Origin of the sequence: Paraburkholderia lebeckiae (assembly GCF_014201005.1) — a bacterium.
Lineage (GTDB): Bacteria > Pseudomonadota > Gammaproteobacteria > Burkholderiales > Burkholderiaceae > Paraburkholderia > Paraburkholderia tuberum.
Window position 1 is genome coordinate 25,696 of record NZ_JACHDK010000017.1, and the last position, 14,091, is coordinate 39,786.

General features: G+C 68.3%; 13 protein-coding genes. 5 read left to right on the plus strand and 8 right to left on the minus strand.

Features of this window, described 5'->3' with window-relative positions; translation table 11 throughout:
• Window positions 1-74: 74 nt before the first annotated feature.
• Both HDG39_RS25745 and HDG39_RS25750 read right to left on the minus strand, forming a co-directional pair.
• A complete protein-coding gene (locus HDG39_RS25745; RefSeq protein WP_018425208.1) occupies window positions 75-710 on the minus strand; it encodes a carbonic anhydrase in 636 nt (211 codons plus the stop codon).
• A 316-nt stretch (window positions 711-1,026) separates the two neighbouring features.
• The gene (locus tag HDG39_RS25750) at window positions 1,027-1,302 is read right to left on the minus strand and encodes a DUF1488 family protein (protein WP_008923225.1); all 276 of its coding nucleotides are present in this window, start codon (window positions 1,300-1,302) and stop codon (window positions 1,027-1,029) included.
• Between HDG39_RS25750 and HDG39_RS25755 the strand changes: the two genes are divergently transcribed.
• Complete coding sequence (locus HDG39_RS25755) at window positions 1,301-3,001, plus strand: MDR family MFS transporter (protein WP_260328258.1); 1,701 nt, start codon at window positions 1,301-1,303, stop codon at window positions 2,999-3,001. The genes HDG39_RS25750 and HDG39_RS25755 overlap by 2 nt on opposite strands.
• 37 nt (window positions 3,002-3,038) lie before the next feature.
• Here the strand turns inward: HDG39_RS25755 and HDG39_RS25760 are convergent, their stop codons facing one another.
• The 6 genes from HDG39_RS25760 to cbiE all read right to left on the minus strand — a co-directional run bounded on the left by HDG39_RS25760 (window position 3,039) and on the right by cbiE (window position 9,223).
• Window positions 3,039-4,214, minus strand: a complete 1,176-nt coding sequence (locus HDG39_RS25760) for an alpha/beta hydrolase family protein (protein WP_184009742.1) — start codon at window positions 4,212-4,214, stop codon at window positions 3,039-3,041.
• Window positions 4,215-4,216: 2 nt separating this feature from the next.
• Window positions 4,217-5,239, minus strand: coding sequence for an AraC family transcriptional regulator (locus tag HDG39_RS25765; RefSeq protein WP_221305862.1), 1,023 nt, complete (start codon window positions 5,237-5,239; stop codon window positions 4,217-4,219).
• A gap of 174 nt (window positions 5,240-5,413) precedes the next feature.
• Window positions 5,414-6,142 (minus strand): precorrin-4 C(11)-methyltransferase, encoded by a 729-nt coding sequence (gene cobM, locus HDG39_RS25770; protein ID WP_184009744.1) that lies wholly within the window; start codon window positions 6,140-6,142, stop codon window positions 5,414-5,416.
• Window positions 6,143-6,162: 20 nt separating this feature from the next.
• Window positions 6,163-6,903, minus strand: a complete 741-nt coding sequence (locus HDG39_RS25775) for a cobalt-precorrin-6A reductase (protein WP_184009746.1) — start codon at window positions 6,901-6,903, stop codon at window positions 6,163-6,165.
• The gene (locus tag HDG39_RS25780) at window positions 6,900-8,000 is read right to left on the minus strand and encodes a cobalt-precorrin-5B (C(1))-methyltransferase (RefSeq protein ID WP_184009747.1); all 1,101 of its coding nucleotides are present in this window, start codon (window positions 7,998-8,000) and stop codon (window positions 6,900-6,902) included. The genes HDG39_RS25775 and HDG39_RS25780 overlap by 4 nt, the downstream gene beginning before the upstream one ends.
• The gene (cbiE, locus tag HDG39_RS25785; RefSeq protein ID WP_184009749.1) at window positions 8,000-9,223 is read right to left on the minus strand and encodes a precorrin-6y C5,15-methyltransferase (decarboxylating) subunit CbiE; all 1,224 of its coding nucleotides are present in this window, start codon (window positions 9,221-9,223) and stop codon (window positions 8,000-8,002) included. Before cbiE ends, HDG39_RS25780 begins: the two co-directional genes overlap by 1 nt.
• 307 nt (window positions 9,224-9,530) lie before the next feature.
• Here cbiE and cobG point away from each other — a divergent pair, with 307 nt between their 5' ends.
• Genes cobG through cobJ form a run of 4 tightly spaced genes read left to right on the plus strand, consistent with a single transcriptional unit; the run spans window position 9,531 to window position 14,084 of the window.
• Window positions 9,531-10,970: a precorrin-3B synthase gene (cobG, locus tag HDG39_RS25790; protein WP_184009751.1), complete on the plus strand. Its 1,440-nt coding sequence runs from the start codon at window positions 9,531-9,533 to the stop codon at window positions 10,968-10,970.
• Window positions 10,963-11,589, plus strand: a complete 627-nt coding sequence (locus HDG39_RS25795) for a precorrin-8X methylmutase (protein ID WP_184009753.1) — start codon at window positions 10,963-10,965, stop codon at window positions 11,587-11,589. The genes cobG and HDG39_RS25795 overlap by 8 nt, the downstream gene beginning before the upstream one ends.
• Window positions 11,590-12,333, plus strand: coding sequence for a precorrin-2 C(20)-methyltransferase (locus tag HDG39_RS25800; RefSeq protein WP_184009755.1), 744 nt, complete (start codon window positions 11,590-11,592; stop codon window positions 12,331-12,333).
• The gene (gene cobJ / locus HDG39_RS25805) at window positions 12,330-14,084 is read left to right on the plus strand and encodes a precorrin-3B C(17)-methyltransferase (RefSeq protein WP_184009895.1); all 1,755 of its coding nucleotides are present in this window, start codon (window positions 12,330-12,332) and stop codon (window positions 14,082-14,084) included. Before HDG39_RS25800 ends, cobJ begins: the two co-directional genes overlap by 4 nt.
• The last annotated feature ends 7 nt before the right edge of the window (window positions 14,085-14,091 follow it).

Consider the following 14,091-nt stretch of genomic DNA (forward strand, 5'->3'; position numbering starts at 1 on the left):
AACCGCGCCGCCGCGCCGGCTTTTAGCAAGCCGGGTGTTAATCCCTCAAACTAAAAACCGTTTTTAATGCCGCTTTAACCCGCACAAATTTCCCGATTATCCGCAAGCGGCAAGAAGTTACCGGTCTTGCCATCGAGCGCAAGCATTTCACCGCTTTCGATATTGAAGATCCAGCCGTGCAGTCGCAGCGTCTTGTTCACGAGTCCGACCGCCACCGACGGATGCGTGCGGATGTTGCTGAGTTGCGCGATCACGTTGTCCTTGACCAGCGCCTCGAGACGCTCCGCATCCGAGCAGTAGTGGCGCGACGCGTTGATCGCCTTCGCCGCATCCGCGTGACGCAGCCAGCTCGCGACCGCCGGCATGTGCTCCAGATTCGTGCAGCTCGAGATCGCCGTCATCGCGCCGCAGTTCGAATGGCCGCAGATCACGATGTCGGTCACGCCGAGCACGGCAATCGCATATTCGACGGTCGCCGACACGCCGCCCGGCTCCGGGCCGTACGACGGCACGATGTTGCCCGCGTTGCGGATCACGAACAGCGACCCCGGTTCGGTCTGCGTCAGCAGTTCCGGCACCACGCGGCTGTCCGAACAGGTTACGAAGAGCGTGCTGGGATTCTGCGCGGTCGACAACCGCTTGAAGAGCGCGCTTTGCTGTGGAAAGACCTCGCGTTGAAAGCGGATCAGACCTTCGATGATTTCCTGCACGATATTCTCCAGAGAATCGAAGAGACGGATTTAAAGTTGCCGCGACTATACCGCAGCCTTTCAATCGTCGCGCGAATCACCGTGCTAATCGTCGGACGCTCCTGCCGCGAATGCCAGCGAAATCACGGCGTGCCTGCACGTGCCATAAAAAAGACCCGGCTGCCGGCAGCCGGGTCCAACTCTCTCGCTCACACGCGTTAAACGGTGTGCGCGTCGATACTGTAGCCGCGCCGGCGTCGCGGATAAGTCGCCGCGATGGAAGAGTCCTTTCCACCGCGGCACGAATGGCTTGACCCGATACGAGCAAGCGGGTCGCTCAATCGAAGTCGCGCGTCTCGAGCTCCACGGACCGTCCCCCGTTGCGTTCGAGCACCCGCCGCGTAGCATTTTCAATGCGGGCGCGGTTCGCCTCGAACGCTCCCACCAGATCGTGAGCAGACGGGGCGCCGTTGCCGAGGCTGCCATTGCCGAAATGGTCATTGAGCGCGTCGAGCGACACGCTGCACCATACGTCCTTCCCGTCCACATTGGCCTCGTAGGCGACGCGCGCAGCAGCCACCACTTCCCGGCGTCCGGTGAATTCGATCCTCATGATTGTCCTCCGTGTGTCAAAGGGAAATCCGAATACGCAACGGTCGTGCCCAATCCGGCCGGCCCGCCGGCTGGCCGGGCGCGAGCACGCATTCTCCGCAAGGTGCATACTCCTGACCGGCCGCCACGCGCGGCCGCGCCGATGCGTCGCAGCAAGGCCTCCTCCGGGCCGTCGACGCATTCAACATATCGATACTACGCCCTTCATGTGCCGCAATACTCAATCTTCACGCCCGCTCGTGATCGCCGCCGTGATGGCCTCGATGGCGATGGTCGCGATCGAAGCGACCATCGTGTCGACCGCGATGCCGCAGATCGTCTCGCAACTCGGCGACCTGCATTTATACAGTTGGGTGTTCTCGTCGTTCCTGCTCACGCAGACCGCGATGACCGTGGTGTTCGGCAAGCTCGCCGACCTCTATGGGCGCAAGCCCGTGATCCTCGCGGGCATCGCGATCTTTCTCGTCGGCTCGGTGCTCGCCGGTTTCGCGTGGTCGATGCCGGCGATGATCGTGTTCCGCCTGATCCAGGGGATCGGCGCGGGCGCGATCCAGCCGGTCACGCTGACCGTCGTCGCCGATCTGTACCCGGCGCGCGAACGCGGCAAGGTGCAGGGTTATCTCGCGAGCGTGTGGGCGATTTCGGCGGTCGTGGGTCCGATGGTCGGCGGCTTCATCATTCACAACCTGTCGTGGGCGTGGATCTTCTGGATGAACGTGCCGATCGGGCTCGCGTCGGCGGCGGGCTTCATCGCGTTCCTGCGCGAACCGGAACGGCACGCGCGGCCGTCCATCGACTTCGCCGGCGCCGCGCTGTTCATGGCCGCGATCGCAGCGCTGATGATGGCGCTGACCTACGCCGGCGACGACGCGTTGGCGCCAGCCTCGTTCGCAGGCGGCGTCTTCGTGCTGTGCGTGCTGCTGTTCGTGCTGCAGGAGCGTCGCGCGGCCGAACCGATGATCTCGTTCGCGCTATGGAGCCGCCGCCCGATCGCCGCATGCAACGGCGCGACGGTGCTGGCCGGCATGATCCTGATGGGCGCGACCACGTTCCTGCCGATGTACGTGCAGGGCGTGCTGCATCGTTCGCCCGTGGTGGCCGGCCTCGCGCTGACGATGATGATGGTCGGCTGGCCCACCGGCGCGACGTTCGCGGCGAAGTCGTTTCACCGGCTCGGTTTGCGGCGCATCCTGATCTGCGGCAGCGCGTTCGTGCCGCTCGGCGCGGTGCTGCTGCTGTTGCTGTCGCCGGGCGCGTCGCCGCTCGTCGCCGGGTTCGCGTCGCTGATCATGGGCTTTGGCATGGGGACCTCGAGCGTCGGTTCGCTCGTGCTGATCCAGGAGATCGTCAGAATGGAGGAACGCGGCAGCGCGACCGCGTCGAACCTGTTTTCGCGCAATCTCGGCAGCACGCTCGGCGCGACGCTGTTCGGCGCGGTGCTGAACTTCGGGCTCAGTCATTCGCAGGGTGTCGCGACGGTCACGTCGGATCAGCTAAAGGCGCTGCTGCAGAACCGCGCCGCCGATCTCGGCGACAGCGATCTGGTCCGGCTCGTGCTGCACCAGTCGCTGCATCTGACCTTCGTGTCGATGTTCGTGATCGCGCTATTCGTGGTCGTGCTGCTCGCGCTGGTCCCGACGATCCGATTCGGCGACGACAAGCCGGCACCGCTCAAGGCCTTGTCGCCGCTCGAGGACTGAGTCGCGCGGCGTCGCGAACCGCTTGCGTTCGCGAGCGCTACGAGCCGCCCGCCGGCAGCGTCGCCGCGAAGAAATCACGCACCTGTGCCGCGGTTCGCGCATGAATCGCGGCGCGATCGACACCCGGCCCGTCCTTGCAGATCGGCGCCAGACGCTCCATCGCCTCGGGCTCGCACACATCCATGAACGTATAGTGCGAGGCGCCCGGCACCATCGTCACCGTCGCTTGCGGCATGAAGCCCGCGATGCGGTGAATGTTGGTGTTGACTGGCGCGGTCGTGTCCGCCTCGCCCGCGAGCAGCGCGACCGGAATCGTCACTTCCTTGAACGACGCACTGTTGAATGCCTCGCCGAGCGCGGGCGCGATCGCGAAAGCGGCTTTGACGCGCGGATCGCGATACGAGTCGCCCGAGCGCGCGCGCGATGCGTTCGTTTGCGCCGATAGCCCCTCGACCGTCAGCGCCGGCGTGCCCGGCGCGTGCGCGAGATTGGCGGCTTCGGGCGGCGAGCAGATCGCATCGGCTTCGGGCGACGTGCAGAAGCGCTCCAGCGCCGCGCGATCGGTCCGTGCGCCCGCGACTTCGAGCACCGTATAGCCGCCGAGCGAAAAGCCCAGCGCGCCGATCCGCGTCGTGTCGACGCTCGGACCGAAACGCGGGTCCGCGAGCACCCCGTCGAGCACTTCGCTCAAATCGGTCGCGCGCTCCCACCAGAGGATGAAGCCGTCGCGCGTGCGCGGCTCCAGCGCGTTGTTACCCGGATGATTGACGCCCGCGACGATATAACCCTGCGCGGCCAGCGAGGCCGCGAGCCAGTCGAGACTGTCCGCGCTGCCGCCGGTGCCGTGCGATAGCAGCAGCAACGGGTATTTGGGCTGCGCGGCGGACAGCGGGGCATCGTCGGCGGCCGCGTGGCCGACGAACATCGGATGGCCCGGCGCGCCGATATCGTGAGGCGTCTCGGGCTGCGCCGCATCGGCCGGGTACCAGATGCGCGTGATCAGCGCCTGCGTTTGCGCGCCGCGCCAGTTGCGGGCCACGGCGGGGTGAAATACGCGGCTCGTTTCGCCGACATGCCAGCCGGCGGAGGCGGTTTGCGCGATGGCGTTCGCCGGCAACGAAGCCCACATCGCGCCAGACAGCACCCCTGACAACGCCGCGGTCAACGACACCACCACCGCGCTCGACAGCGCGGCACAACCTCGACGCATCATGGTTAGTTCTCGCAAATGGGGATCAGTAGATCGGTGACGCAGGGATGTTGCGCGCTGCGATCGGGCGTGCTTCGATACAGTTCCAGCCCCGGCCGCTGATCGCGCCGGTAGCCGCTGCGCGGCAGCCAGCCGCTGTACAGCGCCCTGAAAGTGGGCGAGATCAGCGCATAAGGGCCGACGAGGCGGTGCACCGCATACAGCCCGCCTTCGAGCCGCAGCGGCTCGATGCCCGGCGGCGGCCCGGCAACACGCGGGCGTTGCGCGGCTTCGTCGAGCCGCTCCATCGCACTGCTCAACGCCGCCTGCGAGCCCGCGACAATTGCCGCGTGATAGCAAAACCCGCCAGCCATCGACGGATCGCGCGCGCAAATGCCGACCCGCTGTTGCAACAGCGGGTTCTCGTCGCAGCGCAGCGTCGTCATCAGCGTGTGGAAGGTCTGGCCGATCGTCGCGATCGGGCCGTCATGGCGAAGGCATAGCACGTCGAGCGGCGCGAGCTCGGTGACTTCGACGGACGGCAGCGCGGGCGGGCTTTGGCTTTCGGTGCTTTCGTCACGATTACCGTCGACGCCATCGTGAATGCGGGCGCCATCGCCATCGCCGTCGCCTCGCTGCGCGATGCGCGCTTGCGCCGTTCGCAGGGTCCGCGCCGAAGCTGTCGAAACCGCCGGATTCGCCACCAGATGCCGCTGCCGGGTCCTGAATTCGCTCGGCGACACACCGGTGAAATCGCGAAACGCGCGCGCGAACGCTTGGGGACTGTCGTAGCCGGCGTCGTGCGCGACCGCGGTGACCTGCGCGGCGTCGGTCAACCGCTGGGCCGCCTCGGCGAGCCGCAGACGCTTGACGATGTCGCCGACGCTCTCGCCCATCAACGCGCGATAAATCCGGTGGAAGTGATACGGCGACATATGCGCGACGGCCGCGAGGCTGTCGAGCGTGTGTCGCGCGCCGGGCTCGACCAGAATGGCCTCGACCACGCGAGCGATCCGTCGACGGTAATCACGTTCGGTGCTGGGCTTCATGATGGCGCCACGATAGCGGTCTGCGCGCCGCGAGGCGGTGCAGAACTTGCGGATTTTCGCGTTTTCGCGCTTCGCGTTTTGCCAGCAGACGGGCGGCCAGGCTCGCGCGCTGCGTCACATTATGATCGACAATCCACGCGGCTTCCTGACGCCAGAACGGCTTTCACGGCGCCGTCAACTGCCCTTCGCATACAGCGTCGAATCGGCGAACCCTTCGGCGGCCAGCACCTGGCCGACCAGAATCAGCGCGGTGCGCTCGATCGCGCTGCCCTGCACCTTCGCGACGATATCGTCGAGCGTGCTAGTGATCTTTTCCTCGTCGGGCCAACTCGCGCGATAGATCACCGCGATCGGACACGCGCCGCCGTAATGCGGCCGCAGCTCATCGACGATGCGCGCGAGATGCCGCACGCCGAGGTGAATCGCCAGCGTCGCGCGATGGCGCGCGAGATCGCCCAACTGCTCGCCTTCGGGCATCGACGTTTTGCTCGCGTAGCGCGTGAGGATCAGCGTCTGCGACACGTCAGGCAGCGTCAACTCGCAGCCGAGCGCCGCCGCGCATGCGGCCGTCGCGGTCACGCCGGGGACGATTTCGTAAGGAATGGCCAGCTCGCGCAAACGGCGGATCTGCTCGCCGATCGCACCGTACAGCGACGGATCGCCCGAATGCACGCGCGCGACATGCTGGCCCTTCGCGTGCGCCGCCGCGAGCAGCGCGACGATCTGGTCGAGATCGAGCTCCGCGGTGTTGATCACCTGTTGCGCGCTATGACCTTCGAGCACCGCGGCCGGCACCAGCGACCCCGCATACAGGATCACCGGACAACTGCGCACGAGACGCTGCCCTTTGACCGTGATCAGTTCCGGGTCGCCCGGACCCGCGCCGATAAAAAACACTGTCATTCAGTACTCCAATTATTTGCTCACTTACCCGAATCCGCATGCGCCTGCGCGGGCAACGCATCGAGAAGATCGGCAACGCTGGCGAACTCGCGATCGACCTCGGGCAACACCGGCCGTCGCAGCATGATCACCGGCAAGCCACGTTCGCGCGCGACCTCGAGCTTCGCCTCGGTCGCGCCGCCGCCGCTGTTCTTGCTGACGACCACGTCGAACGCCTGCAGCGCGAACAGCGCGCGTTCGCCGTCGAGTGTGAACGGTCCGCGCGCCGCGAGGATGCGCGAGCGCGCCGTGTCCGGATGCGAGTCGAGCACACGCACGGTCCAGAATTGATGCGGCGCAATCTCGTCGAGATGCGCGAGCGGTTCGCGCCCGAGCGTGAAAAGCGGCCGTCTGAACGGCGCGAGCGTGTCGATCAGTTCGTTCCAGTCATCGACCATGCGCCAGTCGTCGCCGGCTTGCGGCTGCCACGCTGGACGCCGCAGCGCCCAGCACGGCACCTTCGCCGCGCGGCACGCGTCTACGGCATTCGCACTGATCCGCGCCGCGTACGGATGCGTCGCGTCGATCACGAGGCCGATCGCTTCGCTCGCGAGGTAACGCGCCAGACCCGCGCTGCCGCCGAAACCGCCGACGCGCACCGCGCACTTCAAGTCGTCGGGGACCTTGCCGAGTCCCGCGAGACTGTACACATGCGCGGGACCGAATTGGCGCGCGATCTTCAGCGCGTCGCCGGTGCCGCCGAGCAGCAGGATGCGCGTCATCGCGCGACTCCGACGATGTTGCCCTGCCGGTCGATCGCGAAGATTTCGACGCTGACCTGCGGCGGCACGATATCGCGAGCAACGGCCAAAGCGTGCTGACAGACGATATCGCCGAGCGGCACCTGCCGCGCGTGAGCGAGCGCGAGCGCCTGCTGGCTCGTGTTGGCCGCGCGCATCGCCGCTTGCAGCGCGGCGTCGGCGCCATGCGCGGCAGCCCAGCCGGCGAGTTGTTCGAGATCGATGCTGGAGTTGCGGCTATGCAGATCGAGATGGCCGGCCGCGAGCTTGCTGAGCTTGCCGAAGCCGCCGCAAATGCTCAGACGCTCGACCGGCGCGCGCTTCACATGCTTGAGCACCGCGCCGACAAAATCGCCCATTTCGATCAGCGCGATATCGGGCAGGCCGTAGTGCGCGCGCATCGCGTCCTCGCTCGCGTTGCCGGTGCAGGCGGCCACATGCGTATAGCCGTTCGCGCGCGCGACGTCGATACCCTGATGGATCGATGCGATATACGCCGAGCACGAAAACGGCCGCACGATGCCGGTGGTGCCGAGGATCGACAGTCCACCGACAATCCCGAGTCGCGGGTTCATCGTTTTCAGCGCGAGCGCTTCGCCGCCTTCGACGCCGATCGTCACTTCGAAGCCGCCGCGATACGCGTGGCGCGCGGCGAGTTCGTCGAGGTGCTGCGTGATCATCTGGCGCGGGACCGGATTGATCGCCGGTTCGCCGACCGGCAGCGTGAGCCCCGCGCGTGTGACCGTGCCGACGCCCGGCCCCGCGCGAAAGATCACACCGGGTCCGGGCACGAGGCGCACGCGCGCGAACACGAGCGCGCCGTGGGTCACGTCGGGATCGTCGCCGGCGTCCTTGATCGTGCCGGCTTCGGCGATCCGCTCGCCGTCCGTCGCGGCAAGCCGGCAGAACGTGAGCCGCATCGGCACATGCTGGCCCTTCGGCAACACGATCTCCGCGACCTCGCTGAGCTCGCCCGCCAGCAGTAGACGAGCGGCCGCGAGCGACGTCGCGGTCGCGCAACTGCCGGTCGTATAGCCGCTGCGCAGCGGCGCCGGCTGTTCGGGAGTCTCGTCGCGCATCACGAATCGGCCGATGGTTTGGCGGGTTTGGTCACGTCGAGCAGTGTGATCGGCAACGCCTGGCGCCACGTATCGAAGCCGCCGAGCGGTTGCGCGTGAGCGAGCCCGATGCGCGTCAGCGTACCGCCATGCCGCTCGCGCCATGCGGCGAGCACCGCCTCGCCTTGCAGCGTCACCGCGTTCGCGACGAGCCGGCCGCCGTCGCGCAGTTGTGTCCAACAGGTGTCGAGCACGTCGGGCTCCGTCACCCCACCGCCGATGAACACCGCGTGCGGCGCCGGCAGTCCCCGCAACGCGTCAGGCGCGCGGCCGGCCACGAGTTGCAGCCCCGGCACGCCCAAAGCATCGCGATTCTGTTCGATGAAGCGCTGCCGCGCTTCGTTCGCTTCGATCGCGATCGCGCGACACGTGGGATGCGCGAGCATCCATTCGATTCCGATCGAACCGCTGCCCGCGCCGACGTCCCACAGCAACTCGCCGGGCGCGGGCCCGAGGCGCGCGAGCGTGATGACGCGCACGTCGCGCTTGGTCAACTGGCCGTCGTGGATAAAGGCATCGTCGGGCAAACCGCAGGACAGCGGTAGACGCGGCGCATGCGCCGACGCGCGGCACTCGAGCGCGATCAGATTGAGCGCGGCCATCTCGCCGGCCGGCCATTGATCCGCGCGGCCATCGACACGCCGTTCGCGTGCGCCGCCCAGATGTTCGAGCACGGTCATGGCAGTCGCGCCGAAACCGCGCGCATCGAGCGAGGCCGCCAGTGCCGCGGGCGTGCGCCCGTCCGCGCTCAGCACGAACAGGCGCGCGCCGTCACGCAGATGCGCATTCAGCGCGGCAAGCGGTCGGCCGACCAGCGAGACGGTCGCGACATCCTGCAACGGCCAGCCGAGCCGCGCGGCCGCGAGCGACAACGACGACGGCGCCGGCAGCACGCGCAACTCGCCGGCCGGCAACTGCCGCGCGAGCGTCGCGCCGACGCCGAACAGCATCGGGTCGCCGCTCGCGAGCACGCACACCGCGTGCGGACGCTCGGCGAGCAACGGCGCGAGATCGAACGGACGCGGCCACGCGGCACGACGCGCCGCGAGCCGTGCGGGCAGCATCGCCAGATGGCGCTCACCGCCGTACACGACCGACGCGCCCAGCAACGCACGCCGCGCGGGCCGCCCCAAACCGGCGAAGCCGTCGTCGCCAATGCCCACTACGGTCAGCCATGCCGGCATGCATCCATCCTCATCAGTTGCGTCGATTCTTTAGCGATTGCACCGGCTCATGCATGCGGCTTTGCGCAGGCTCGGAGCGCGGGTTGCGAAAGTCGGCATGATACCGCCGCCATGCGGCCCGCGGGTTCGCGGCGGAGCGCCATGCTGCCGGGATCACCGGCATCGCGCGATGGCCGGCAAACAGGCGCTGCGGCCACAGCGTAAAGATATAATGGCCGCTTTCATTGCCCACGGTCAGCCCGCAGCGCTTTTCGGCCGCACAGTTCACGCCGGCCCTCGTCGGGCAGCATGCAGCGAGGCCGCAGCCATGCCGTCGCGCGACGCTAAACCCGGTGCCCCTTTGAATCGAGCTTCGCCTCCCACCGTTTCGTCCCACGTGGTCACGATACCGCGGTCCTCGGCATGTCCGGGGTTGCTGCGCATCGTCCCCGCGCGCGACGGCGGCATCTGCCGCATCAAACTGCCCGGCGGCGTCCTGAGCGCGGCGCAGGCACGCGCGATCGCCGATGCGAGCACGCGGCACGCGAACGGCGTCGCCGAGCTGACCAATCGCGCGAATCTGCAACTGCGCGGCGTGCGCGACGGACACGAAGCGGCGTTGAGCGCGGCGCTGATCGGCGCGGGGCTTGGACCGGCGGGCGCGCTCAGTTCCGCCGACGACGTCCGCAACGTGATGATCAGCCCCGCCGCCGGCCGCGATCCGCACGCGCTGATGGACACGACGCCGCTGTGCGGAGAACTGCTGACGCTGCTGCAAGGCGATGCGCGCTTCGTAGCGTTGTCGCCGAAATTCGCGCTGCTGCTCGACGGCGGCGAACAGCTTGCGCGGGTCGATCATCCGCATGACGTGTGGCTCGCGGCGTCGGCTGACGAAGAAGGCGTGCGCTTCGTGTTCGGCCTCGCGGGGTGCCCGGCTCCGGCAGGCGAGAACTCGAACCCGCGCGACCATCGCGATTCCAACGGCACGGGCGCACTCGCGGCGGTGCCGCCGTCGCGCGTGCCCGCGCTCCTGCGCGCGTTGCTGCACACGTTCCTCGACCTCGCCCCAGCCGACGCGACCCGCATGCGCGACCTGCTCGCCACGCATTGCGCCGACGCGCTGCTGCAGCACGCGCAGCGCTACGTCGATTTCCCGCTCGCGCGCGACGCATCGCTGAGCCACTGGCAACGGCACATCGCCGCCGACCCATCGCTGCGGCTCGGCGCTCACGCGCAGCGCGGCGACGGCAGGTCGCATGTCGGCGGCCAACCACCGCTCGGCCGGATCGATGCGGCCACGCTGCGCGCCCTGGCTGCGCTCGCGCAAAAACACGGCAACGGCAGGTTGCACGCGACGCCATGGCAAAGCGTGCTGCTGCCCGACGTCGCGACGACGGCGGTGCCCGCCGTGCTCGCGAAGCTGACCGCACTCGGTCTCGCGTGCGATCCCGCGCAGGCCATCACGCACGTGATCGCCTGCGCCGGTTCGGCCGGCTGCGCGAAGGGCCTCGCCGACACCAAGACCGACGCGCTGCAACTCGCCGAGCGCTTACCCGCCGGCGTCGACGTGCATCTGACCGGCTGTCCGCGCTCCTGCGCGGCAGCCCATCGCGCGCCCTACACGCTGCTCGCCGCCGCGCCCGGCCTCTACGACCTCTATCGACGCGACGGCCGCCCCGGCTTCGGCCAATGCGTTGCGCCCCAACTGACGATCGACGAGGCCGCCGCGCTGCTCGCGCGCCTCGCCCGGAGTACTCCACATGCTTGATTACATTCGCGACGGTCAGGAGATCTATCGCCAATCGTTCGCGACGATCCGCGCGGAGGCCGACCTCGCGCGCATCCCCGCCGACCTCGAAAAGCTCGCGGTGCGCGTGATCCACGCGTGCGGCATGGTCGACGTGATCGACGACCTCGCGTTCTCCGACGGCGCCGGCAGCGCGGGCCGCCGCGCGCTCGCGCAAGGCGCGCCGATCCTGTGCGATGCGGGGATGGTCGCGCAAGGCATCACGCGCGCGCGGCTGGCCGCGAACAACGAAGTGATCTGCACGCTCACGCACCCGGACGTGCCCGCGCTCGCGCGCGAAATCGGCAACACGCGCTCGGCCGCCGCGCTCGAATTGTGGCGCCCGCATCTGGCGGGCAGCGTCGTCGTGATCGGCAATGCGCCGACCGCGCTGTTTTATCTGCTCGACATGCTCGATGCCGGCGCGCAGAAGCCGGCGCTGATTCTCGGCTTTCCGGTCGGCTTCGTCGGCGCGGCGGAATCGAAAGCGGCACTCGCGCAAAACAGCCGCGGCGTCCCCTATGTGGTCGTGCACGGACGGCGCGGCGGCAGCGCGATGGCCGCCGCCGCGGTCAACGCGCTGGTGACGGAGGTCGAATAAATGGCGAGCCAGCTAACGAGTCGCGGACGGCTGTACGGCATCGGCGTCGGTCCCGGTGACCCGGAATTGCTGACGTTGAAGGCGCTGCGGCTGCTCAAAGCGGCGCCGGTGGTCGCGTATTTCGTCGCGAAGGGCAAGAAGGGCAACGCGTTCGGCATCATCGAGGCGCATCTGCACGACGCGCAGCAGCATCTGCCGCTCGTCTATCCGGTCACCACCGAAGCGCTCGAACCGCCGCTGTCGTACGAAGCGATCATCGCGGACTTCTATGACACCGCCGCCGAAATCGTCGCGGGCCATCTCGACGCGGGCCGCGACGTCGCGGTGATCTGCGAAGGCGATCCGTTCTTCTATGGCTCGTACATGTATCTGCACGACCGGCTCGCGGCGCGCTACGACAGTGAGGTAGTGCCCGGCGTGTGCTCGATGCTCGGCGGCGCGGCGGTGCTCGGCGCGCCGCTCGTGTATCGCAACCAGAGCTTGTCGGTGCTGTCGGGCGTGCTGCCCGAAGATGAATTGCGCCGCCGTCTGGCCAACGCCGACGCGGCGGTCATCATGAAACTCGGCCGCAATTTCGACAAGGTACGGCGCGTGCTCGACGAACTCGGACTCGCGCAGCGTGCGCTGTACGTCGAACGCGCGACGATGCGAAATCAGCGCATCGTGCCGCTCGCGGAAGTCGATCCGATGGCGTCGCCGTATTTCTCACTGCTGGTCGTGCCGGGGCAAAAATGGCAAGGATGAACGCGCCCGCCATCGTGATTCTCGGCACCGGCGCGCTTGCGACCGCGCGGCGGATTCAGGCGTCGTATGTCGAGCGTGGCGCGCATGCCGCGGCCGGCGTTGCCACGGACTGCCAGGTCCATGCGCTGCAGGGGCGCGTCGACGCCGACGTCTCGTACAGCGAACTCGGCGCGCATCTGCGCGAGCTGTATGCGCGCGGCACGCCGATCGTCGCGCTGTGCGCGGCCGGCATCGTGATTCGCTGCCTCGCGCCGCTGCTGTCGAACAAAGGCGCCGAGCCGCCGGTGCTCGCGGTCGCCGAGGACGGCAGCGCGGTCGTGCCGCTGCTCGGCGGCCTCGCGGGCGTCAACGTGATGGCGCGCGACATCGCCGCGGCGTTGGCCGTGCAGCCCGCGATCACGACGAGCGGCGAGCTGCGCTTCGGCACCTGCGTGCTCAATCCGCCCGATGGCTATGCGCTCGCCGACCTGGGTCAGGGCAAGCGCTTCGTGTCGGATCTGCTCGCGGGCGAAAGCACGCGCATCGAAGGCGACGCGCCGTGGCTCGACGACGCACAACTGCCGCGCTCGGCGTCGGCGCGTCTCGCGATTCGCGTGACGCCGCGCACGTGGGATGGGCGTGAAGACGAGCTCGTGATTCATCCGCGCAGTGTGGTGGCGGCTGTCGCCAGCGACGCTGCCGATGCCGCCGACGCGATAGTCGCGCGCGTGCGCGCGGCACTGTACGCACAGGGTCTCGCGATGCTTTCGCTTGCGGCCTTGCTCGCGCCATCGACGAGCATGGCCGACCCGGCGCTCGCGCAAGCGGCAAGGCTTCTCGAGGTACCGCTGCGCTTCGCCGATGCCAGCGCCGAACAGGGCGAATCGAGTGCCGCAAGCTTGCTGCATACCGCGCTACGCGTCCCCCACGAAACGCTGCACGACGACGCACACTCCAACGTCGCGCTCGCCCTCTCCCCGCTCGCCATCGACCCCGCGACGCTCGGCCGTGCCCGCGGCCGTCTGACCGTGATCGGCCTCGGCCCCGGCCGGGCCGAGCTGATGGTCCCGGCTGCGCGCACCGCGTTGAACGAAGCCACCGACATCCTCGGCTACGACACCTACGTGAAAATGGCCGGCCCGCTGCGCGCCGGTCAGCGCGTGCACGGCACCGACAATCGCGAGGAAATGCAGCGCGCGCGCCACGCGTTCGAGCTCGCGAGCGAAGGCCGCTCGGTCGTGATGGTGTCGTCGGGCGACCCCGGCGTGTTCGCGATGGCGGCCGCCGTGCTCGAAGCGCTCGAAGCTTCCCGGAACGACGCATGGGCGGCCGTCGAACTATCGATCGTGCCGGGCGTGTCGGCCGCGCTCGCGACCGCCGCGCAGGCCGGCGCGCCGCTCGGCCACGACTTCTGCATGCTGTCGCTGTCGGACAACCTGAAGCCGTGGACGATCATCGAAACCCGCCTGCGCCATGCGGCGCAAGCCGATCTCGTGATGGCGTTCTACAACCCGATTTCGCGCGCGCGTCCGTGGCAACTCGACAAGGCACTCGACATCGTGCGGGAGTATCGCGTGCCATCGACCCAGGTGGTGCTGGGTCGCGATATCGGCCGGCCCGGCGGCACGCTGCGCACGCTGACGCTCGGCGAGCTTCGCTCGGCCGATGTGGATATGCGCACGATGGTGATCGTCGGGTCGTCGCTGACGAGAAGATTCGCTTGCGGTCATCACGGCGCGCAGTGGGTGTACACGCCGCGGTGGTACGAGTAAGCGGACC